Source organism: Hymenobacter guriensis (assembly GCF_015773195.1).
Lineage (GTDB): Bacteria > Bacteroidota > Bacteroidia > Cytophagales > Hymenobacteraceae > Hymenobacter > Hymenobacter guriensis.
In genome coordinates this window covers 376,033-396,253 of the sequence record NZ_JADWYK010000002.1, presented here as the reverse complement: position 1 = coordinate 396,253, position 20,221 = coordinate 376,033, and the positions used below count along the sequence as shown (strand labels likewise).

Below are 20,221 nucleotides of genomic sequence, written 5' to 3'. Positions count from 1 at the left end.
CGGCTCTATCCTTCGCGCTGCCTTACTGATGCTACAGAAGTTCTCCTTGAGTGCGCTGGCTTTGTTGGTGGGCACTGCGCTACCGGCTACGCCGGCGCAAACCACCCCACCCACGCAGGTGCAGGTGGCGCGGCAGTTTCTGCAGGCGGTATTGCGGGCCGATTACCCGGCGGCGTACGGCTTGCTGGATGCCAGCGTAAAGCAGCGGGTAACAGCCGCCCAGTTTGCGGAGGTTGTCCGGCCGGTGCATGCGCAGGCCCAGCACTTTGGCCCCGGCTTCGACTTGTACAAGCTGGGGCTGCGGCTGGGCGAAGGCGGGAGTATGCGTTACTTCTGTGCTTTCACGTTCAAGAAAGACACCCTGGCAGGAGCGCCCCACCTTCAGCTGGATGTTTCTTTCCGGGATTCGGTGGCAACGCAGGTGCTGTATTTTACGCCGGTGCCGGCCCAGCCCGGTCAGCCCGGCCTGCCGCTGCCTTAGGCCGGCAGGGAAATCTTGCCGCACAATACCGCCGGCGCACCGGCCGCGTGCAGCTGCGTAGGCGTGCCGGCCACACTCTCATTGGCCAGCAGCGCAAACAGAACGGCTTCTTTCGCATCGGGAGGTACGCCCAGCAAATCAGTACTGACCAGCCTGCAGAAGGACAGCTTTCGTTGCAGTGCTGCCAACAGCGTGGCATTATGCGCACCTCCACCACTTACATACACAGCCAAAGCCGGTACCGGCCCGAATGCCTGTTGCAACGCCCGGGATACGCTCGTGGCACTAAGCTCGGTGAGGGTAGCCAGTAAATCCTCCAAGCCGAGGGCCAGCGTGCCGCTCAGTTCCTGAGCCTGAAGCAGGTAAGCGGCGCTGAACAGCTCCGGGCCCGTGGTTTTGGGCAGCGGCGCCGCAAAAAACGGATGGTCCAGCAAAGCTGTGAGCAGGCCGGCATGTACCTGCCCGGTTGCCGCCAGCTGGCCGCCTTCATCGTACACCAGCTCCGGCCGGTGGGAGCGGATAGCTGAATCCAGCAGGGTGTTGGCCGGGCCGGTATCCGTACTAAATATGGGGAGCACATCATTCTGCAGGCAAGGCAGAAAGGTGAAGTTGGCAATGCCACCCAGGTTGAGCAGGACGCGGGCTTCCGTGAGGCTGCTTAGCAGCAGATAGTCGCCGTAGGTAGCCAGCGGGGCTCCTTCGCCCCCGGCCGCCACGTGCTTCTGTCGGAAGTCACTGAGCGTGATAATGCCGGTACGTATGGCCAGCTGGTCGCCGTCGCCGAGCTGTAGGGTGGCGTTCTGACCTTGGAAGTCGGGTTGCTGGTGCTGGTGGTGCGGGGCGTGAAAAACCGTCTGGCCGTGGCTGGCCAGCAAATCCACGGCGGCGGGCGGCACCTGCCACGCGTGCAGGCAGTCCAGCACCATATCGGCGTGCAGCCGGCCCAGCCACGGATGCAGCAGCGTGAGGTACTCCAGGCTCACCTGGGGCCGGGCAAATACCTGCCGGATGCGGTGGCGCACCTCATCCGAGTACGGCACGGTGGCAAACTCCTCCAACTCCAGCCGGGTGCCTGGTCCGTGCCCGTGCAGGCGGCAAAGCGCCACATCCAGCCCGTCCAGCGAGGTGCCCGACATCAGCCCCGCAATACGGCGGCTGGGCTGTTGCGCAAGGTGGTACAGGCGGGCGACGTGCGGATTCAATGGGCTGAATGGTTATATGGCTGAATGGGTTTCTAATTAAATGGCTACAGGCCTAGACATTTAATCAGAAACCCATTCAGGCCTTTAGTCAATCTTCTTTCCGGCCATAGCCTGGCTGATGGAAATGTTCATTACTCGCTCGGCGAAGGGCCGCGTCAGCTCTTCCAGCTCATCCACGGCTTTCAGAATCACGTCCTTCTCCTGGGTGGTGAGGGCCGCTTTGAGTTGGGCTACGCCCGCCGTCGTCTTCGTAATTTCCTCAGCGGTGAGGTGCTGGCCGTTTTTGGCCACGAAGCGCTCTACTTGGTAAAGCATCTGCTCGGCCACGGTGCGGGCCTCAATCACCATGCGGGCGGCAATATCCTCCCGGGCATGGGTCATTGAGTCCATCAGCATCTGCTCTACCTGCTCGTCTGTCAGGCCGTACTGGGGCTTGATTTCCACTTCCTGGCGGGTGTTAGAGCGCAGCTCAATGGCTTCCACCTTCAGAATCCCGTCGGCATTTAGGATAAAGTTGACATCGACCTTGGGCAGACCGGCGGGCATGGCCGGAATGCCACGCAGGTCGAACTCGGCCAGCTTGCGGTTTTCCTTCACCAAGTCCCGCTCGCCCTGGTACACCGAAATCTTCAGGTTCACCTGTCCATCCACCGACGTCGTGTACTGGCGGCCGGCCTTGGTCGGAATTTTGGAGTTGCGCGGAATAATCGGGTCCATCAGCCCGCCCAGCGTTTCGATGCCCAGCGTGAGCGGCGTTACGTCCAGCAGCAGCACGTCGCGGCGGTTGCCACCCAGAATATCGGCCTGAATGGCGGCTCCCAGGGCTACCACTTCGTCGGGGTTCAGGGAATTGTTAGCTTGCTGCTGGAAAAACTCCGAAACCGCGTTGTACACCAATGGCACGCGGGTAGAGCCGCCCACCAGCAGCACGGCCGTCAGGTCCTGGGGCTGCAGCTTGGCATCGGCCAGGGCTATACGGCAGGAATCAATCGTGCGCTTCACCAATGGCCGGATCAGCTCCTCAAATTCCGGGCGCGTCAGGCGCAGCACCAGGTTGTCTAGGAAGTTGGCCCCGAAGTCGTCGTGCTGGCTGAGGTAGCGCTTGGCGGCTTCGGCCAGCAGGCGCAGCTCCTGCTGTAGTGGGCCGTTGTCGGCCAGGGTGGAAGCCAGATTGTGCTGCTGCGTCCAGTGGTTGATGATGGCGCGGTCCAGGTCGTCGCCGCCAAGGTAGGTGTCACCGTTGGTGCTGAGCACCTCAAAAATGCCCTGGTGCAGGTGCAGGATGCTGATATCGAAGGTGCCGCCGCCTAGGTCGTACACGGCCACGGTTTTTTCTTCCTCGGGGTCGAGGCCGATGCCGTAGGCCAGCGCGGCAGCCGTGGGCTCGTTCACGATGCGCAGCACTTCCAGCCCGGCCAGACGGCCGGCGTCGCGGGTGGCCTGGCGCTGGGAGTCGTTGAAGTAGGCGGGCACCGTAATTACGGCTTTGTTGACGGGCGTTTTGAGGGCGTGCTCGGCACGGGCCCGCAGCTCCTTCAGGATTTCGGCCGACAGCTCGATGGGGGAGTAGAACATCTCACCCACCCGGATTTTCACCAGCCCTTCGGAGTTGTCGTCGATGACCTTGTAGCCCAGGTCGCGGGCGTGCTGGCCCAGGTCTTTGTAGGATTTGCCCAGCAGGCGCTTCACCGAGTAAATCGTGTTCTGCGGGTCGGTAAGCAGGTAGTCTTTGGCATCGGTGCCCACGACGGGCGTTTCGCCGCCGGCCGGGAAGTGCACCACCGAGGGCACGATGGTGCCGCGGCCTTGGTCGTTGATGGCCACGGGCTGCCGGCCGTCGGGGTGGATGTAGGCCACCAGCGAGTTGGTCGTGCCCAGGTCGATGCCGACGATGATTTCTTCCTGCTGAATACTGCCGGTAGAAAGGTTGATTGCAACTTTAGCCATAGCAAAAAAAGAAGCGCCACAAAGGCGCACGAAGGGCGAAACGACGATAAAACAGCCGGAGCGGCAAACCGTTTCGGGTGCTACAAAAGTAACGAAGAATGCGCCGTTATTCTCCGGCTGTACGCGGTGGTAGGGCAGGTGTTTGCCGGTGGGTGCTAACTGAAGCCGCCCAGCGTCACGTCAGCAACCTTGGCCGTCTGGCCTTACCTGAACGGTAAAGTTGCTGTACTTTTCTTGCCGGTTTCTATCATTTCAACGTGCCACTCGCCTTGCGAAATGGGAACTGACCTACTTGCGTCGGCTGCTCCCAATGGATATTTCCCTGAGTAATGCTCTGCCTGAATGCTTGTTCAAATGGGAAGGCCGGCTTGTAGTCAGAACACTAAGTACGAACTTTAGCCCGTGCCGATGCTCAAATCGTTGATTTCTGTTACGTGGGCTGTCTGCTCCTGGCAGCCTCTCTTGGGGCTGATGGCTGTTTTAGCGGCCTGTCAGTCGCCGGAGGTTGCGCGGCAGGAGCCGCGGACCATGCCGGTGCCGCCCACGCCGGTAGCAACTGTGGTGGTGCCCGACTCGCTGCGGCTGACGCCCGTAGCGCCTCTGGCAGCCGTGCCCGATTCGTTGAGGCGGGCTGTACGGGCACTGCATAAACGACTGGGGCCGGCAGCGGCTACGCTGCGCCCTTCTGTATTGGAGCGAGCCTGCGTGGGGTACCTCACTCTGCGCCGGGCCGGGCGGGTACGTCGCGCCGGCGTGCTGGCTGTGGCCGACATGGATTTGCCTTCCTCCGAAAAACGCCTGTGGGTAATTGACCTGCGCCGGGCCGAAGTGCTGGAGCATAGCCCAGTGGCGCACGGCCGGGGCTCGGGCCACCTGCGGGCGCGCCGGTTTTCCAACACCATCAAATCGGCGTGCACGGCGCTGGGCTTCTACGCCACCCAAGACACGTACCAGGGCAAACACGGCCTTTCGCGCCGCCTGCGCGGCCTCGACGCGGGCCAGAACGACAACGCCCTGCGCCGCTACGTGGTGCTGCACGCCGCCGACTACGTGAGCCGCCGCCACCTGCAGCGGCACGGGCAGGCCGGCAACAGCCGTGGCTGCCCCGCCCTGCCCCCGGATCAGTACCGCGCTATCATTGCCGCGGTGCCCGAAGGAAGCTGCCTGCTGCTCAGCGGTCCCGGCCTGGAATCGAAGTGGCTGGATGGGGCAGTTGCTGCCGAAAGGTTGGCAGCGCGCGGGTGGTTGTAGAATACAAATGCTGATTATCGACCAATTAGATATCTTAAAAGATATGATAGTGGAATTTGGAGAGCCAAGCTACTATTGGCTGCCTGTCAGGATTGTCGTAAATGATAGTGAGCTATTATTCAAATCATCAGCAGTATTGCTGGAACCGGTGACAGAATTGGCTAAGGCGCTAAAAGAAGTAGTAATGGGGCCAGACGAAGTTAAAGTGACTATGTATTGGTGGCTGGAGCCAGAGTATTATGATTTCTGCTTTTGTCGAAAGGACACACAATACAAATTGACAATCTGGTATATAGATGATGATTACGCCGGCTATAGAGAGAGGAGAACTATGCACAGTGAAATCACAGGCTCTGTCAACGACATTATATTGCCATTCTATCGAGCAATCAAAAAGTTTGCTTCATATGCGTATGCTGAGACGCACTGGCCGGCACTTGACTCAATAAAAATCACAAGGCTTACACAGATTATTAAAGGCCGTAAAGCCTAATAAGAAAAAGAGCCGCTGGAAACTCCAGCGGCTCTTTTTGCAGATGGGCTTAAGCGGAAATTACCGCACTATCACCTTACTGCTGCGGTTCAGCTCGGGCGAGGAGAGCTGGTACACGCCGGCGGGCAGGGTTTCCACGCTCAGGCGCAGCTCGTTGGTGCCGGGGTAGAGGCGGGCGGTTTGCTGGTGTAGCAGGCGGCCGGTCAGGTCGTAGAGGCGCAGGGTGGCCGTGCGCTGCCCCACCGATTCCACTACTACGTCGATGCGGTTAGCGGCGGTAGGGTTGGGGTACACGTGCAGGGCGTCGGTCAGGGTAGCTTCCGAGGCAACGTCCGTTACGGTGGTGCCGCCCCGGGCCGTCATGGAGCCCACTACAGCCGTGGGGGCCGTGTACGTCACTTTCACAAAGGCGCGCTGGGCGGGGTTGGCGGTGCTGGCGTTTTTGGCGCGCAGCGTAATCCAGCCGGCGGCCGTGGGCGTGTAGGTGCCGGTGAGGTTACCAATACCGGTTTTGCTCGTCAGAATGGTGCCGCTGCCGTTCACCAGCTCCACCGTGAGGCTGCGGGTGGCATCAGTCGGGAAGAGGTTGTAGCTAACGGTTTTGCCGGAAGCCGAGTAGATGCGGCCCGCCGTGCGGTAAGCGGTAGATGCGGCTGGCAGCTGCCCGCCCTGCTTCAGGGAAGAAGCGTGGGAGTCGCCCAAATCATCGGCCAGCTCCCATTCCTGGGTGGTGGCCATAGCTGCCCGCACGTAGTTGGTGCCGATGCCCGTAGGCGCCCACACCGAGTAGCCGCGGCGACCGCCCGCGGCCGTGCCGTTGCAGGGCGGAGTGTTGATGCTCACCGTTTGCGAGCTGCTTACCGTCACGGTAGCAGTGCCGTTGGCGCCGGAGTAGTCCTTCAGCACGGTGCCGGGCGCGAAATCGGTGGAAACAGTGCTGTTCTGCCAGGCGCTCCAGTTGTCGTTGATGCCGATAATGGCCTTGGTGCTGCGCTCAATCACGAGGTGGTCGGCGGCCTGCCAGCGCACTTTGTAGGCGCCGTCCTTGAAGCGCAGGTTCTGGTGGCACCAGATCAGGTTCTCGATGTCGGAGTGGGTAGGCAGGTCGGTGGTGCTGGTGGGCTGGTGCGAGAACCGCTTGCCTGTCGTCGATACGTTAAACAGGTCCTCGAAGAAAATCTGCGGGGAACCATCCAGCGCCAGGGCAGCGGCGTAGGCGGCTGAAATACGCCCGTCGCCGGAGTCAATATGCGGGGCCAGCTCCGAACCGGTGTTCCAGCCCGTGATGTTGCCCGTGGCGTCGGTAGTGGGGCGGTAGGTGTCGTGGTTGTTCACGAAGGGCACGGTGCGGTGCACGTACTGCCCGTTGATGAGCACCACTCGCGTACCCTGCTGGTAGCCGGGCAAGGAGCCAATATCAAAATTGCCGCCCCCACTCACGATATTGTAGATACCGTTGCGCAGGGAAAAATCGAAGGTGCCGGCGCGGTTTTGTACGTTGCTCACCCAGCCGTCCATCTGGCCCGAGGAGCCCACCCATTCGCCTACGGCGTACATGGTGGCCCCGCCGCTGGCCCAGCCGGCATTGCTCTGGAGGTTATACAGGAAATCCTCCATGGCAAAGTCAGGGAAGTGCTTTACGGCATCCAGCCGCACCCCATCAAAGCCTACTTGCTTTTTGTACCACACCAGCCAGTTGCGCATGTTGTTGCGCATATAGTCGGAGGCCTGGGCGGGGTTGAAGGAAGCGTTGGAGCTTTGGCCGTAGGAGCCGGAGTAGTAGCTCACGTCGGGCCCGAAGTACACGGCGTTCCAGTCGCCGGAAGTTGAGTTGTTGCCCGGGTTGGGGTTGAAGTTCTGCCAGTTCTTGGGGAAGCGGCCATTGCGGGCCAGATAGTTGGCCGCATCTTCGGCCGAGGCGGGCTTGGTGTAGCTGGCGTAGCGGAAGTTCTTGTACTTGCTGGTAGAATAGTCTTCCCAGGCGGCTGGGTCCTGGCCGCCGGCGCCGCTCTGGGAACCAGCCCCATCCACGTGGTTGAGCACGATGTCCTGCACCACCTCAATGCCGTTGGCGTGCAGAATGGCCACCGCGCGCAGCAGCTCGTCCTTGGTGCCCAAACGCGTACCTACAAAGCCTTTCTGGTACTTGTCGCCCAGGTCGTAGTGGTCGAAGGGGGAGTAGCCGTTGCCCTGGTTGCCGTTCTTGATGCTCGGTGGCAGCCACACGGCGTCCACGCCCATGGCTTTTAGACGGGGTGCCAACTGAGCAATGTAGTTAGCCCAGCCGTTGGGGTAGTTGGAGTTCCAATAGTCCCACCAGAAGCCCTGCAGAACCACTTTCTGCGCGTGCGCCGGGTGGTTGCCCAGCACACAAAGCGCCGCGCCCGCCAGAACGAGTTTTTGTAACCATTTAATAGAAGTGTGCATGAAGGTTGGGGAATTTGGGGTGATGTAAAAAGAAGAAAGAGCGAAAATTCGCCTTTTTGAAGGAGGTTTCAGCAAAGGCGGTATGTAAATTAGGGAGCTTACTGCTAATTCCCATGAGAAGCCATAATGTTATTATTTGCAGAAAGTGAGTATTCACTCACAAATATTAAGCATGCCAGAATCGTGATGGGCCTATGTATATGTAATTCAGTATATTATCAGATAATTTCAATGCACCCTTGCCTCCTATTCTGCGTATAGCAGAACTACCGCAGGCACTCTTTCCGGGAGGCTGCTATTTTAAACACGCATCAACGCCTAACATCTATATGGAAAAGCCGAGTGTAATTCGCCGCAACCGCCTGAAGCGCCGGGCTCGTCGGGCGGCTCGTCGTATCCTGCCGTTCGTGGCTTCTTTGTTTATGGCCACCCCGCTGGCCACGCCCATGGGCTCGGCCAAAGCCACCGGGGCTGAATACCGTGTGCCCACTGCCTCGGAGCCGCGTACTTCGGCCTTCAATAGCACGGCGCATCAGCTCTACTCGGAGCTGGGTGCCGAGGCCACCGGTCTGCGCTATGAGGTATTTCAAAAGGCCCTGACCGGCTACCTGAATCTGCGTCACGACGGCCGCTTGAGCGACGACAAGCAGTTGCTCACGGTTATCGACTTCGAAAAGCCTTCGACCGAGAAGCGCCTGTGGGTGCTCGATCTGGCCGGCAAGCACATCCTGTTCAACACGCTGGTAGCCCATGGCCACAACTCAGGCGAGAACGTAGCCACGACCTTCTCCAATGAGAATGAGTCGAATATGAGCAGCCTGGGCTTCTACGTAACGCAGGGCGAGTACCAGGGCAAGCACGGCCGCTCGCTCAAGCTGGAAGGCGTGGATGAAGGCTACAACGACAACGCCATGAGCCGCTCGGTGGTGATGCATGGGGCCGAGTACGTGAGCGAAGACTTTATCAAGCAATTCGGCCGCCTGGGCCGCAGCCTGGGTTGCCCCGCGCTGCCCATGGACCAGTACAACGAAATCATCAGCACCGTAACGGGCGGCACCTGCCTGTTCCTGAACGGGGCCGACGCGCAGTATTCATCTAAGTACCTTAACCAGGACGTGGCGCTGCAAACCTATTTCCAGACGGGTGCCTTGGTATAAGTGTTTGACGAAAAGAAAAAAGCCCGGCTGCTTACTGCAGTCGGGCTTTTTTGTGGGGTAGCCGTTTTACAGCTTCACCCCAAACTTGGCGCCCACGGTTTCCAGGTCGCGCACCACAGGCTCCAAGAGCGGAATACCCTCCAGCAGCCGTTGTGCGGAGGTTTCGCGCTCAGGGTCACCGGGGATGAGCACCTGCTGGCCCGGAACGGCCTGGGCCCCGCGGAAGGTGGTAATCCAGTTGTCCATATGGGCCTTGAACTCGTCGGCGGGGCGGAAGGCGTCCACGCGCATGGCCCCGAAGAAGTGGCCGAGCCCCTGGCCTACGGGGTTGGCCGAGGGCTGCAGAAACGCTACAAACGGCGGCACCCATGGCCCGTAGTTGGCTCCGCTCAGCACCGCCGAGAAAATATCGACCACGGCGCCCAGGCCATAGCCCTTATGTGAGCCGGTGGCCCCGCCCAGCGGCAGCAGCGCCCCGCCGTTTTTCACGGCGTTGGCATCCGATGAGCCTACGCCGGCAGCATCCTGGGCCCAGCCTTCGGGAATGGGCAGCTGCTTGCGCTGGGCAATTTCCAACTTGCCGTTGGCGGCGGTGGTAGAGGCCATGTCCAGCACAAAATCGGGCTGCTCGCCGGCGGGCACGGCCACGGCAATGGGGTTGGTGCCCAGCAGCCGCTCCAGCGAATAGGTAGGGGCAACCAGGGGTGAGGCGTTGGTCATAGCCAGGCCAATCATGTCGTGGGCCAGGGCCTTCATGGCATGGTAGCCCGCAATGCCGAAGTGGTTGGAGTTTTTCACCGACACCCAGCCCGTGCCTACCTGCCGCGCCTTTTCGAGGGCTACTTCCATAGCCTTAGGGCCAACGACCAGGCCCAGCCCCCCGTCGCCATCCACCACGGCGGTGCTGGGCGTTTCGTAGGTGACGCCTACGCGCGGGGTGGGGTTGATGCGGCCGGCCTCCCAGAGGCGCACGTAGCCGATGAGCCGCGCCACCCCGTGCGAATCAACTCCGCGCAAGTCAGCCGAGAGCAGGGTCTCAGTGGCCAGCGTGGCATCGGCGGCAGGGCAGCCCATACCCCGGAAAACGGCTTCGGTGAAGGAGAAAAGGTGCGTATAGGAAAAGGTAGTGGTCATGGAGTGCGTTGTTCAGAAGAAGGAGACTGTCAGGCTGAGCAAAGTGGGAAAGGGGGGCCAAGCTCAACGTGACAGATGGATTAAGTTTCCGCTACCAACCTACCCTTCCAGCAGCTCCGCCAGCAGGCCTTCCTTCAGGGCGTAGGAGGAGGCCGTAATGCCGGGCAGCTGGTATGTTTCCAGCACGAAATCAATGAGTACACAGGCCACCACAATCATGTCGGCGCGCAGGGGCGTCATGCCGGGCAGAGCCAGGCGGCCGGCGTGGTTGAGGGAGGTGAGCTGGGCGTAGCTAGCGCGGAAGCTGGCCAGAGGAATAGCCGTTGCCGGGGCGGCTTTGCCCACCAACTCGGGCTGGCCGGCGCGGGCCGCCTGCAGGTCGCAGAGAGTATCGAAGGTGCCGCTGGCGCCTACCAGGGCCACGGGCGCGTGCGTAGCCACAGCCGCCGTGAGGGGCGCCAGTACCTCGGCCAGGTAGGCTTTTTCGGCCTGGATATCTTCGGCGGAAAGCGGGTCGTGGTGGAAAAACTTATCCAGCAGCCGCTGCGCCCCAATTTCAAAGCTTTGCTTCCAAAATATCGAATTGGCGTTGGCTATGATAAATTCCACCGAACCGCCGCCGATGTCCATCAGCAAATGCGTGGCCTCCCCCAGCGGCACGGCCTTCCGAATGCCCTTGGCAATGAGCTCGGCCTCCCGCTCCCCGGGAATTACTTCCACCCGAATGCCGGTTTGCTCGAAGATTTCCTGCACTAGCTCCGGGCCGTTGCGGGCTACGCGCATAGCGCTGGTGGCCGTGGCGCGCACTTCCGTCACCTGATGCAGCTCAATTTCCTCCTGAAAAGCGACCAGCGTGTGCAACGCCCGAGCGTAGGGTTCCGGCGCAATTTCACCCCGGCTAATGCCGCCTTCGCCCAGCTTCACGCCTACTTTGGTGCGCAGCAAAACCACCGGCTCCTGGTGGCGCGGCTCGGGCAATTCCACAATCAGCAGGTGAAAGGTATTGGTGCCCATATCAATAAGGGCCAGGCGGCGGTGGTGAAGCATCGTTCGGTTTTCGTTATGGGTTGTTCGTTTTCTGGTCGACGGCACAGCACCAGCGTACTGCGTCGGCTGAAAACGACGGGGCGTTCCTGCTAACAGGCTGCATGATACGCGTTATCGGCAGACGAAAAACGAACAACCAACAACAAAAAACGGGTCAGTTCGCAAACCGGCAGAACGTGCCCAGGGGCAGCTTGCGGGCGGCCTGGTCATGCAGGTAGATTTCGCCTAGCTCCCGGGTGACGTGGGTTTTCGGGAAGATGTCCGTAACGAGGTTGTCCAGAATTAGCGCCGAGAAGCCAAGGGAGTAGAGGTTGATCAGGAAGAAGTGGTCTTCGGGGTCGAGCAGCTGCTGGCAGAGCTTGAGCATTTCGTTTAGCTGGTCTTCGAGCTGCCACTTTTCCCCGTTCGGGCCGCGGCCGTAGGCGGGCGGATCCAGAATCAGGCCCTGGTACTTGTTGCCGCGCTTTACTTCGCGCTGCACGTACTTCCAGGCGTCTTCCACCAGCCAGCGCACCCCGTCGAGGGAGCTAGCTTCCATGTTGTCGCGGGCCCAGAAGTTCACCTGCTTTACCGAGTCGAGGTGCGTAACGTCGGCCCCGGCAGCGCGAGCGGCCAGGGTGGCGGCTCCGGTATAGGCAAACAGGTTGAGCACGCGCGGCACGGCAGCGCGGCGCTTGCGCGTCTGCTCGTAGATGAATTGCCAGTTGGGGTCCTGCTCGGGAAACAGCCCCACGTGCTTGAACGAAGACAGCCCCAGCCGGAACTTCAGCTTCAGGCCGTCGGGCCGCTCGTAGCCAATCACCCACTGCTCGGGCATATCGGGCCGCAGCTTCCACTGGCCACGCTCCTGGCTGCCTTTTTCGCGGGTGAAGGTGGCGTGGGCGCGCTGCCACTCGCTGGCCGGCAGCTTGGGGTCCCACACGGCCTGGGGCTCAGGGCGGGCCAGCACGTAGCGGCCAAAACGCTCCAGCTTTTCGAAGTTGCCGGCATCGAGCAGCTCGTAATCGGGCCAGGGACTGGTAGTGAGGAAGGAGTACATGCCCGCAAAGGTAACGATGAGAAGAGGTGAGGCTGGTAGGCGCGGCCTGATAAGATAGAGCGGCGCATTATCTTGGGGCAGCCTCCGCTTGCGTAAGCCGACCGCCCCGGGCAGTCTGCACTGGTCGAAACCATCCGGTTAGCGCAGCCCGGTGTACTTTTGCTGACTGGCCGAAACAAACCCGGTGGGACAGAGCTATGCTGGACGCAGGCTTTTCCGCCGCACCCAATCTCGCTATGACGCTACACTTCCATAAATACCAGGGCACCGGCAACGACTTCGTGATGGTGGACGACCGCGCCCGTCAGTTTCCGGCCGACGACCACGCCCTCGTGCGCCGCCTCTGCGACCGGCGCCTCGGCATCGGGGCCGATGGGTTGATTCTGCTGCGTCTGCTTGAGGGCTATGACTTCGAGATGGTGTACTTCAACGCCGATGGCTACCTGGGCTCCATGTGCGGCAACGGCGGCCGCTGCACCGTGGCTTTTGCCCGCTACCTGGGTGCGATAGAGCAAACCACCTCTTTCCTGGCTGCCGATGGTCCTCACCACGCCAGCATCGACCCGGATGGTACCGTACACCTGCGCATGCAGGACGTGGCGGGCCAGCAAGCCGTGGAAGAGGACGTGTTTCTGGATACCGGCTCGCCTCACCTCGTACGCTTTCTTCCCGCAAGTTCTCTGGCCGAGCTCAACGTGTTTGCCGAAGGTCGGGCCATCCGCTACAACGACCGGTTTCGGGAGCGGGGCACCAATGTCAACTTCGTGGAAGCGCCCACGGCTGCCGGTCAGCCCTGGCAGGTGCGCACCTACGAGCGGGGCGTGGAAAACGAAACGTTTTCCTGTGGTACCGGCGTCACGGCGGTAGCGCTGGCCGCCTCGCGCCGCGGAGCCAGCAGCCCAATTCACCTGCGCACCCCCGGTGGCGACCTGCGCGTATCGTTTGAAGCCCGCCCCGATGGCTCTTTCACCCAAGTTTATCTCAGCGGCCCCGCCACCCGCGTGTTTGAGGGAAGGTGGGAAGAGGTGACAGGTAACAGGTAACACGTTACACGTTGTCCTTGGCGGCAGACTTAGGCCAGACTGCCCGCCGCCGGATAGAAGCCAGTCTTCGGACTGGCGGCCGCAAAGCGGCCATCCGGTAAAGCACCCCAGTGTTCCGCCCCGTCTGTTCTCTGTTACTATCACACCTATGCTTGGCAACGACCTCGTTTTCCTGCGCGCCCTCGAAGCGGAGGACCTGGACTTCCTGTACGCGCTGGAAAATGATGCCGACGTGTGGGGCGTGTCCGATACGCTGGCGCCCGTGTCGCGGCACCTGCTGCGGCAGTACCTGGAGCACGCTGCTGCCGATTTTCATCAGGTGCGCCAGCTCCGGCTGGTCATAGCCAGTCAAGCCACTAAGCAGGCCGTAGGCACCGTCGATTTGTTTGATTTCAACCCTCTGCACGGCCGGGCGGGCGTGGGAATTATGGTGCTGGCAACGGAGCGTCGGCAGGGCTATGCCCAGGCTTCGCTGGCGTTGCTGCTGACATATGCCCGTCGCACCCTGCGTCTGCATCAGGTGTACTGCTCGGTGGCCGCCTCCAACGAAGCCAGTCAGCATCTATTTGAGAAAATTGGATTTTCTCGGGTAGGAATACGGCGCCAATGGTTACGTAATACGTTGGGCTGGGAAGACGTAGTAGAATACCAATATATGTTATAAATAACGGATGAGCTTGCTTGTGCAGGATTAAGGATCGGTTAAAAATTTCAGCTTTACCGCTGTATCCTTTTCTCTGGTTTGGGCGTAAGGCAGAAGGCTGACCGGCGCGTGTGGTATCGTTAGAAAGACCCCGGCCAGCACTTCACTTTCTTATTCTCCGTCCGTATGCCGTCCACGACCTCGGCCGAGGCGCCCGCGCGCGCCTCTATCCCGACGCCAGCACATTCCCAAACCGCTCTGCATTCCGCTACCCCTACTCACACCTCATTACCGGATTTAGTTTGTTTTGCGCATCTGCACTGGGACTTTGTGTGGCAGCGCCCCCAGCACCTATTATCGCGCTTTGCCCAGCAGGGCCGGGTGTTTTACGTGGAGGAACCTTTCTTTCACAACGACGACCTGATTGAGCCGCACATCGAAGTGAAAGAGCGGCAAAACGGCGTCAAGGTGATAGTGGCCCACTTGCCGCAGCGCCTGCGGGGCCAGGAAGATGCCACCGACGAAGCCCAGGCCAACCTGCTTACCCGCTTTTTCGCCGATAACAACCTCACCGAATACATTTTCTGGTACTACACGCCCATGGCGCTGGCCAAGTCCCGCCACCTGCAGCCGGTGCTTACCGTGTACGACTGCATGGACGAGCTGGCGGCTTTCAAGTTTGCACCCCCGGCTCTGCGGGAGCGGGAGCAGGAGCTCTTCCAGAAGGCTGATCTGGTATTCACCGGTGGCCACACGCTCTACGAAGCCAAAAGCCTGCAGCATGCCGACGCCCACGCGTTTCCGAGCTCCATTGATAAAGACCACTTCGGGCAGGCCCGCCAGGAAATGCCCGAACCAGCTGACCAGGCCAGTATTGCGCATCCACGCATCGGCTTTTTTGGGGTGGTAGACGAGCGGCTGGACATTGCCCTGCTGGGCGAGCTGGCGGCTGCCCACCCCGAGTGGCAGTTCATTATCATCGGGCCGGTGGTGAAGATTGACCCCGCGCTGCTGCCCCGTACCGCCAACATCCACTACCTCGGTGGCAAAAACTACCAGGAGCTGCCGGCTTACCTGCGCGGCTGGGACGTGGCCACGCTGCTGTTTGCCGACAACGAAAGCACCAAGTTTATTTCGCCCACCAAAACGCCCGAATACCTGGCGGCTGGCAAGCCCGTGGTGAGCACGCCTATCCGCGACGTGGTGCGGCCCTACGGCGACCTGAACCTAGTACACATTGCCGCTACTGCCGACGAGTTCGGCCAGGCCATTGAGAAAGCGCTTGAGCAGAACGCCGATACCGACTGGCGCCACCGCACCGATGAGTACCTCAAAACCATCAGCTGGGACCTCACCTGGCAGCAGATGGTAGACCTGATGGCCCAGCGCCTCGCCACCAAAAAAGCCTGACTTACGTACTAACCTCTGTTAACGCCCTCTTTTTCACCAACCAAGCCCAGCCATATGTTTGATTATCTCATCGTCGGAGCCGGGTTTGCCGGTAGCGTGCTGGCCGAGCGGCTGGCTACTCGCAGCAACAAGAAAGTCCTCATTATCGACAAGCGCAACCACATTGCGGGCAACGCTTACGACCATTACAACGAGGAGGGTATCCTGGTCCACAAATACGGGCCGCACATCTTCCACACCAACTCCCGGGACGTATTCGAGTACCTCTCCAACTTCACCGACTGGCGCCCCTACGAGCACCGGGTGCTGGCTTCGGTTGATGGTCAATTGGTGCCCATGCCCATCAACCTCGATACCATCAACAAGCTCTACGGCCTGTCGCTGAACTCCTTTGAAGTAGAGCAGTTCTTTGAGTCAGTGGCTGAGCAGGTGCCGGTTATCAAGACCTCCGAAGACGTAGTGGTAAGCAAGGTAGGCCGCGAGCTGTACGAAAAATTCTTCAAGAACTACACCCGCAAGCAGTGGGGTATGGACCCTTCGGAGCTGGATAAGTCGGTGACTTCGCGCGTGCCCACCCGCACCAACCGCGACGACCGGTACTTCACCGACACCTACCAGGCTATGCCGCTGCACGGCTACACCCGCATGTTTGAGCGGATGCTGGACCACCCCAACATCAGCATCATGCTGAACACCGACTACCACGACGTAGTCGACTTCATTCCCTTCAAGGAAATGATTTTCACGGGCCCGGTAGACGAGTATTTCGACTTCAAGTTTGGCAAGCTGCCTTACCGTTCCCTGGAGTTCAAGCACGAAACCCTGAATCAGGAAAACTACCTGGCCGCGCCGGTAGTGAACTACCCCAACGACAACCTGTATACGCGCATCACCGAGTTCAAAGCCCTAACCGGCCAGAAACACCCCAAAACAGCGCTGGTGTACGAGTTTCCCAAGGCCGAGGGCGACCCGTACTACCCCGTGCCGCGCCTGGAAAACGCCGAGCTGTACAACAAGTACAAGAAGCTGGCCGACGAAACGCCCAACGTCCATTTCGTAGGCCGCTTGGCTACCTACAAGTACTACAACATGGACCAGGTGGTAGCACAGGCTCTCACGCTGTATAAGAAGCTCACCGACAAGCCCATTGAAAAAGCGGCTACTACGCCTCCTATCACGGGCTCGGCCTCCATCATGGAGAAAATTCTGCCTCGCACTCCGGCCAAGGAATAGCAAAGGCGAAGTTGTGAAATGATGAAGTTGTGAATTGACGTGCTGCTTAAACATTCATATGTCGGCAAAACGTCAATTCACAACTTTACCATTTCACAACTTCACATCTTGCCAATGTGTCTGTCAAAAAGAAACCCCGCACACTCTTTGAGGTGTTGGGGTTTCGTCGTTTCGGGGGATTCCCGAAAAACGCCGTAAATTTGAGTTACGCTGCGGCGTTTTCAGTCAATATCTACCAGCATGTTTGATTTCATAGGGAAGGCAGTTGCCAAAGTGTTCGGTTCTAAGTCCGAGCGGGATTTGAAAGAGATTCTGCCGTATGTGGCACTCATCAACGCCGAATATGCCAAACTGGCACCGCTTACCGACGACCAGCTCCGCCAACACTCCGCCGACGTGCGGGCCCGCATTGACGAACGGCTGAAGGGCATTGACGACCAGCTTGGGGCGTTGCACCAGCGCATCACCGACGAGCCCAATCTGGATATTGTAGAGAAGGAGAAAATCTTCGACCAGATTGATACCCTCGAAAAGCAGCGCAACAAGGACCTGGAAGTGGTGCTGATGGAAGTGCTGCCCGCGGCCTTTGCCACCGTAAAGGAAACCGCCCGCCGCTACAAGGAAAACGGCCAGCTGGTAGTTACCGCTACAGATTTTGACCGGGAAATTGCCCGCCGAAAGAGCAACGTGACCATTCAGGGCGACCAGGCTATCTGGAGCAATAAATGGCTGGCCGGCGGGGCCGAAATCACCTGGGACATGGTGCACTACGACGTGCAGCTGATTGGCGGCGTGGTGCTGCACCAGGGCAAAATTGCTGAAATGGCAACCGGCGAGGGTAAGACGCTGGTATCGACCCTACCCGCCTTCCTCAACGCCCTGGCCCGCCGCGGCGTGCACCTGGTAACGGTGAACGACTACCTAGCCAAGCGTGACTCCGAGTGGAATGCCCCCTTGTTCGAGTTCCACGGCATCACCGTTGACTGCATCGACAAGCACCAGCCCAACACCGATGCCCGCCGCAAAGCTTACGCGGCCGACATCACCTACGGCACCAACAACGAATTCGGCTTCGACTACCTGCGCGACAACATGGCCCGCGAAACCGGCGAGCTTGTGCAGCGCAAGCACCACTACGCCATGGTGGACGAAGTGGACTCCGTATTGATAGACGACGCCCGGACCCCGCTCATCATCTCGGGCCCGGTGCCCCGCGGTGACGTGCACGAGTTCCACGTGCTGAAGCCCCGCATCGAGCGGCTGGTGAACGAGCAGAAAAAGCAGGTGCAGGAGTATCTGGTGCAGGCGCGCAAGCTCATCAAAGAAGGCAACGACGGCCCCAAAGAAGGGGAGGGTGGCCTGATGCTGTTCCGCGCCTACCGCGGCCTGCCCAAGAGCAAGCCCCTCATCAAGTTCCTCTCGGAAACGGGCATGCGCGCCGTACTGCAGAAAGTAGAAAACTACTACATGCAGGACAACTCCCGCCAGATGCCGGCGGCCGATAAGCCCCTGTTCTTCACTATCGACGAGAAGAACAACCAGATCGAGCTGACCGAAAAAGGCATTGACCTGATTACGGCCCAGGGCGAAGACCCGCACCTGTTCATCATGCCCGACATTGGATCTGAAATTGCGGCTATTGAGAAAAGCTCCGTGATTTCGGAAGAAGACAAGCTGCAGCAGAAAGAGCAACTCATCAACGACTACCAGGAGAAATCGGAGCGGGTGCACACCGTGAACCAGCTGCTGAAAGCCTACACCCTGTTTGAGCGCGACGACCAGTACATTCTGAGCGACGACGGCAAGGTGAAGATTGTAGATGAGCAAACGGGCCGCGTAATGGAAGGCCGCCGCTATTCCGATGGCCTGCACCAAGCCATTGAAGCCAAGGAAAACGTGCGCGTGGAAGACGCCACCCAGACCTACGCCACGGTTACGCTGCAGAACTACTTCCGCATGTACCACAAGCTGGGCGGCATGACGGGTACGGCCGAAACCGAAGCCGGCGAGTTCTGGGAAATCTACAAGCTCGACGTAGTCGTGATTCCGACCAACCGCGGCATTTCGCGCAAGGACGAGCACGACAAGGTCTACAAGACGGTGCGCGAGAAGTACAACGCCGTGGCCGAGGAAATCCAGACGCTGGTGAAAGCCGGCCGTCCGGTGCTGGTAGGTACCACGTCGGTGGAAATTTCGGAGCTGGTGAGCCGCATGCTCAAGCTGCGCAACATCCCGCACCAGGTACTCAACGCCAAGCAGAACCAGCGCGAAGCCGAGATTGTGGCCGCCGCTGGTCACCCCGGCACCGTAACCATTGCCACCAACATGGCCGGCCGTGGTACCGACATCAAGCTGCGCGGCACCGCCAAAGAATCGGGCGGACTGGCCATCATCGGTACGGAGCGCCACGAAAGCCGCCGCGTCGACCGGCAGCTGCGGGGCCGCGCCGGCCGCCAGGGCGACCCGGGTTCTTCGCAGTTCTTTGTGAGCCTGGAAGACAACCTGATGCGCCTGTTTGGCTCGGAGCGCATTGCCAAACTCATGGATCGTATGGGTCTGGAAGAAGGCGAAGTTATCCAGCACTCCATGATTACCAGCTCCATTGAGCGCGCTCAGAAGAAGGTCGAGGAAAACAACTTCGGCATTCGGAAGCGCCTGCTGGAGTACGACGACGTGATGAACGCCCAGCGCGAAGTGGTGTATAAGCGCCGCCGCAACGCCCTGTTTGGCGAGCGGCTGGAGCTGGACGTGTGGAATATGATTTACGACGTCTGCGAAGACATCGTAACGGCTCACAAAACCACCAACGACTTCGAAGGCTTCAAGCTGGCCGTTATCCGCCTGTTCAGCTACGATACGCACCTCACGGCCCAGGAGCTCAACAGCATGCCCGCGCCGCAACTCACCCAGAAGCTATACGATGAGGCTCTGGGCTACTACGAAGACAAGAGCCAGGTGATTGGCGAGCATTCCATGCCGCTCATCAACGACCTGATTGCCCAGAACGCACCCTTCGAGAATATTGCCGTGCCCTTCACCGATGGGCGCAAGCAAGTGCAATCGGTAGTGAACTTGCGCCGCGCCCAGGCTACCAACGGCCAGGAGCTGATCCGGGGCATGGAAAAAGTGGTAACCCTGGCCGTCATCGACGAAGCCTGGACCAAGCACCTGCGCGCCATGGACGACCTGAAGCAGGTGGTACAGAACGCCGTGTACGAGCAGAAAGACCCGCTGCTGGTGTACAAGTTTGAGTCGTTTGAGTTGTTCAAGCGCATGATTGCGAAGGTCAACGAGGAAACCGTGCATTTCCTGTTCCGCGCCGACATCCCGATGCAGGCCGGTGAGGCTGGTATCGACGAGCCTGAGTTCTACGTGGAAGACGAAATTCCGCAGGCCGCGCCCCAGCCTAAGCTGCGCGCCGAGAAAGAGGTGTCGTCGGTATCGTTGGGTGCTGGCCCCGAAGACTTGGAGCAGGCCGGGCAGCAGCCCCAGGTGCTGGAAAAGCAGACACCCGCCCGCTCCCAAAAAGTGGCTAACCGCAACGACCGGGTGAGCGTGCAGTACATGGACGGCCGCATCGTGCGCGACGTGAAGTACAAGAGCGTGGAGGAAGACGTGCTCAGCAACCGCGCCGTGCTCATCGACTAAGTTTCCTACAGCTATGTAGTTACAAGCCAGTGGCAGGTGAGTTTCGCCTGCCACTGCTGTTTCCTC

General features: G+C 60.0%; 15 protein-coding genes. 9 read left to right on the top strand and 6 right to left on the bottom strand.

Translation table 11 applies throughout. From position 1 onward, the window contains the following. The first annotated feature begins 28 nt into the window (after positions 1-28). Positions 29-481, top strand: a complete 453-nt coding sequence (locus I5L79_RS05110; protein WP_196953948.1) for a hypothetical protein — start codon at positions 29-31, stop codon at positions 479-481. On the opposite strand, the gene I5L79_RS05105 is transcribed toward I5L79_RS05110, so the two are convergent. Both I5L79_RS05105 and hscA read right to left on the bottom strand, forming a co-directional pair. Next, entirely contained in the window at positions 478-1,683 is a 1,206-nt protein-coding gene (locus I5L79_RS05105; protein WP_231402788.1) for an anhydro-N-acetylmuramic acid kinase, read from the bottom strand. The genes I5L79_RS05110 and I5L79_RS05105 overlap by 4 nt on opposite strands. 84 nt (positions 1,684-1,767) lie before the next feature. Beyond that, on the bottom strand, positions 1,768-3,630 hold the full coding sequence (hscA, locus tag I5L79_RS05100; protein ID WP_196953947.1) for a Fe-S protein assembly chaperone HscA: 1,863 nt from the start codon (positions 3,628-3,630) through the stop codon (positions 1,768-1,770). Positions 3,631-4,101: 471 nt separating this feature from the next. Here hscA and I5L79_RS05095 point away from each other — a divergent pair, with 471 nt between their 5' ends. Both I5L79_RS05095 and I5L79_RS05090 read left to right on the top strand, forming a co-directional pair. Next, complete coding sequence (locus I5L79_RS05095; RefSeq protein WP_196953946.1) at positions 4,102-4,881, top strand: murein L,D-transpeptidase catalytic domain family protein; 780 nt, start codon at positions 4,102-4,104, stop codon at positions 4,879-4,881. 7 nt (positions 4,882-4,888) lie between these two features. Beyond that, complete coding sequence (locus tag I5L79_RS05090; RefSeq protein ID WP_196953945.1) at positions 4,889-5,374, top strand: hypothetical protein; 486 nt, start codon at positions 4,889-4,891, stop codon at positions 5,372-5,374. A gap of 60 nt (positions 5,375-5,434) precedes the next feature. Here the strand turns inward: I5L79_RS05090 and I5L79_RS05085 are convergent, their stop codons facing one another. After that, positions 5,435-7,801, bottom strand: a complete 2,367-nt coding sequence (locus I5L79_RS05085) for an alpha-amylase family glycosyl hydrolase (RefSeq protein WP_196953944.1) — start codon at positions 7,799-7,801, stop codon at positions 5,435-5,437. 329 nt (positions 7,802-8,130) lie between these two features. On the opposite strand from I5L79_RS05085, the gene I5L79_RS05080 reads away from it, so the two are divergent. Then, positions 8,131-8,958, top strand: a complete 828-nt coding sequence (locus tag I5L79_RS05080) for a murein L,D-transpeptidase catalytic domain family protein (RefSeq protein WP_196953943.1) — start codon at positions 8,131-8,133, stop codon at positions 8,956-8,958. Between the two features lie 66 nt (positions 8,959-9,024). On the opposite strand, the gene I5L79_RS05075 is transcribed toward I5L79_RS05080, so the two are convergent. From I5L79_RS05075 to I5L79_RS05065, 3 genes are all read right to left on the bottom strand, one after another. Continuing rightward, positions 9,025-10,092: an Ldh family oxidoreductase gene (locus I5L79_RS05075; RefSeq protein WP_196953942.1), complete on the bottom strand. Its 1,068-nt coding sequence runs from the start codon at positions 10,090-10,092 to the stop codon at positions 9,025-9,027. 99 nt (positions 10,093-10,191) lie between these two features. Then, positions 10,192-11,139 carry a Ppx/GppA phosphatase family protein gene (locus I5L79_RS05070; RefSeq protein ID WP_196953941.1) on the bottom strand — a complete coding sequence of 316 codons (948 nt, stop codon included), beginning with the start codon at positions 11,137-11,139 and terminating at the stop codon, positions 10,192-10,194. Positions 11,140-11,293: 154 nt separating this feature from the next. Continuing rightward, entirely contained in the window at positions 11,294-12,178 is an 885-nt protein-coding gene (locus I5L79_RS05065; protein WP_196953940.1) for a class I SAM-dependent methyltransferase, read from the bottom strand. A gap of 236 nt (positions 12,179-12,414) precedes the next feature. Between I5L79_RS05065 and dapF the strand changes: the two genes are divergently transcribed. The 5 genes from dapF (at position 12,415) to secA (ending at position 20,155) form a co-directional block, all read left to right on the top strand. Next, the gene (gene dapF / locus I5L79_RS05060) at positions 12,415-13,221 is read left to right on the top strand and encodes a diaminopimelate epimerase (protein WP_196953939.1); all 807 of its coding nucleotides are present in this window, start codon (positions 12,415-12,417) and stop codon (positions 13,219-13,221) included. A 148-nt stretch (positions 13,222-13,369) separates the two neighbouring features. Then, a complete protein-coding gene (locus I5L79_RS05055) occupies positions 13,370-13,885 on the top strand; it encodes a GNAT family N-acetyltransferase (protein WP_196953938.1) in 516 nt (171 codons plus the stop codon). Positions 13,886-14,050: 165 nt separating this feature from the next. Continuing rightward, positions 14,051-15,274: a glycosyltransferase family 1 protein gene (locus I5L79_RS05050; protein ID WP_196953937.1), complete on the top strand. Its 1,224-nt coding sequence runs from the start codon at positions 14,051-14,053 to the stop codon at positions 15,272-15,274. 54 nt (positions 15,275-15,328) lie between these two features. Continuing rightward, on the top strand, positions 15,329-16,507 hold the full coding sequence (gene glf, locus I5L79_RS05045) for a UDP-galactopyranose mutase (protein WP_196953936.1): 1,179 nt from the start codon (positions 15,329-15,331) through the stop codon (positions 16,505-16,507). Positions 16,508-16,747: 240 nt separating this feature from the next. Beyond that, positions 16,748-20,155 carry a preprotein translocase subunit SecA gene (secA, locus tag I5L79_RS05040; protein ID WP_196953935.1) on the top strand — a complete coding sequence of 1,136 codons (3,408 nt, stop codon included), beginning with the start codon at positions 16,748-16,750 and terminating at the stop codon, positions 20,153-20,155. Positions 20,156-20,221 lie beyond the last annotated feature (66 nt).

What these genes read in the sequence shown, in the direction of transcription:
- I5L79_RS05080 (WP_196953943.1), top strand. Translation starts at nt 8,131, where the DNA reads ATGGAAAAGCCGAGTGTAATTCGCCGCAACCGCCTGAAGCGCCGGGCT.
- secA (WP_196953935.1), top strand. Translation starts at nt 16,748, where the DNA reads ATGTTTGATTTCATAGGGAAGGCAGTTGCCAAAGTGTTCGGTTCTAAG.
- I5L79_RS05090 (WP_196953945.1), top strand. Translation starts at nt 4,889, where the DNA reads ATGCTGATTATCGACCAATTAGATATCTTAAAAGATATGATAGTGGAA.
- I5L79_RS05085 (WP_196953944.1), bottom strand. Translation starts at nt 7,801, where the DNA reads ATGCACACTTCTATTAAATGGTTACAAAAACTCGTTCTGGCGGGCGCG.
- dapF (WP_196953939.1), top strand. Translation starts at nt 12,415, where the DNA reads ATGACGCTACACTTCCATAAATACCAGGGCACCGGCAACGACTTCGTG.
- I5L79_RS05095 (WP_196953946.1), top strand. Translation starts at nt 4,102, where the DNA reads ATGGCTGTTTTAGCGGCCTGTCAGTCGCCGGAGGTTGCGCGGCAGGAG.
- I5L79_RS05055 (WP_196953938.1), top strand. Translation starts at nt 13,370, where the DNA reads ATGCTTGGCAACGACCTCGTTTTCCTGCGCGCCCTCGAAGCGGAGGAC.
- I5L79_RS05050 (WP_196953937.1), top strand. Translation starts at nt 14,051, where the DNA reads ATGCCGTCCACGACCTCGGCCGAGGCGCCCGCGCGCGCCTCTATCCCG.
- I5L79_RS05110 (WP_196953948.1), top strand. Translation starts at nt 29, where the DNA reads ATGCTACAGAAGTTCTCCTTGAGTGCGCTGGCTTTGTTGGTGGGCACT.
- glf (WP_196953936.1), top strand. Translation starts at nt 15,329, where the DNA reads ATGTTTGATTATCTCATCGTCGGAGCCGGGTTTGCCGGTAGCGTGCTG.
- I5L79_RS05065 (WP_196953940.1), bottom strand. Translation starts at nt 12,178, where the DNA reads ATGTACTCCTTCCTCACTACCAGTCCCTGGCCCGATTACGAGCTGCTC.
- I5L79_RS05075 (WP_196953942.1), bottom strand. Translation starts at nt 10,092, where the DNA reads ATGACCACTACCTTTTCCTATACGCACCTTTTCTCCTTCACCGAAGCC.
- hscA (WP_196953947.1), bottom strand. Translation starts at nt 3,630, where the DNA reads ATGGCTAAAGTTGCAATCAACCTTTCTACCGGCAGTATTCAGCAGGAA.
- I5L79_RS05070 (WP_196953941.1), bottom strand. Translation starts at nt 11,139, where the DNA reads ATGCTTCACCACCGCCGCCTGGCCCTTATTGATATGGGCACCAATACC.